Source organism: Microvirga sp. P4_G7 (assembly GCF_056401005.1).
This window is the reverse complement of the sequence record NZ_JBFUKD010000833.1, coordinates 1-1,411: the sequence shown is the minus strand read 5'-3', so window position 1 is coordinate 1,411 and position 1,411 is coordinate 1. Positions and strand designations below refer to the sequence as shown.

Annotated in this window: 2 protein-coding genes; both read left to right on the top strand. The window is 56.7% G+C overall.

Features of this window, described 5'->3' with window-relative positions; genetic code table 11:
* The first annotated feature begins 778 nt into the window (after positions 1-778).
* Positions 779-919, top strand: a complete 141-nt coding sequence (locus AC1DT3_RS21130) for a hypothetical protein (RefSeq protein WP_477467150.1) — start codon at positions 779-781, stop codon at positions 917-919.
* Complete coding sequence (locus tag AC1DT3_RS21125; RefSeq protein WP_477467149.1) at positions 916-1,323, top strand: hypothetical protein; 408 nt, start codon at positions 916-918, stop codon at positions 1,321-1,323. Before AC1DT3_RS21130 ends, AC1DT3_RS21125 begins: the two co-directional genes overlap by 4 nt.
* Positions 1,324-1,411 lie beyond the last annotated feature (88 nt).

Genomic DNA, 1,411 nt, shown 5'->3' with positions numbered 1-1,411 from the left:
AAATTGCTCTCTAATTTACTTGAATCTGGTGTTATCGAGCTTGCTTCGAAGCGAGGTCGAAAACACGATTCATCGAAGACTTATCGATTGAAGCGATCAATTTGAGGCCATCTAATTCAAGTCCCGTCGTTAGTATAATATCGCTCATCCTTACATCAATTTTCGAAGAGAAATAGCTCTGTCTGAAAACCCAGAGCTCTACAAGTCCCGTCTATCTCTATCCTTATAGGTTAGTACTAAACCCCGCGCGCGCTCAGGTACGCGGGGTTATTCCGCGTGCGCGAGTCTACCGCGCGGGAAAGGTTAGTCGGTCAATTCGATTACGAATAATTGTGCCCAATATGGGCTTGACTGATTGTGCCCATTGTGGGCATATTTCTGCCATCGAACGATCTCCCAGATCGAACGAGGGCACGATGAACACAATCGATTTTCCCTTTGCTGACCTACCGCTGATCCGTTCGGACGAGGCCGTCGCCTTCCGCGTCGATGGAACGGCGACCATCTCGTACGACCGGAACGGCAACTGGCGCGTCGAGCAGATCAGCYTTTCCGGCGACAATGGACAGRCGGGCGCCGCGYTCCAGTCCGTCGATGTYGATCTCAGCTTTGSCGACARCGCGGCTCTCTGGCTCCTGATCGACCTCGCGCTCAATCGCGAATGCGCCGACGCRATYGTCGACCRSATCGTTGCCGATGAACCCCACATCGATGAGTACGCCGAGCAYCGCCTTGGCGCTCGCGATCTCGGTGTTGGCGCTTATGCGAGGGCTTGGTGATGACCTTCATCGATCCGGCCCTTGCTTGGCGTCTCGACGAAGAGGCCGGGCTGAAGCTCATGCTCGCACTCTGCATCGGATTGGTGCTCCTTGAGGTCTACCTCGGCCTTTCCGATCTGCTTCGCGGGAGGGACGAATGATCCCCCTGCCCTTCACCGCAAAACAAAAGCTCGACGCGATCAAGCGCGAACTCGGCTTAAGGAACACCGTGTACCGTCGACGCGTGGTCGACGGAAAGATGTCTAGGGCCGACATGGACCGTGAGATCTCCGTCTTCGAAGCGATCCAGCGCGACTACGAGCAGGTCGCGGCCAACGAACGCAACGCGAGCGATCTCTTCGGTTCAGAGACCGCGATCGAGCACGATCCTTTCGTCAGGCTTGGGGACGCCGCAATGCAGGTCGTCTCCAGCACACGAAGAAAGCTCGAGGCAGAGGCGACGCGCTTCAATGCTCTCGCCTCAGAGGTTGGCGGCGCAGTTGAGCGCCTTCGCGAGATCGAAGCGAGCCACCGCAATCCCCAACACAAGGACGCAGCAGAATGACCGCCGCAGTCGCAGAGGTTAACCGAGCCGACGACTACGCCTTTTGGCATGGTGCGTTGAAGGGCAATCCGCCTGAACTGACACGAGG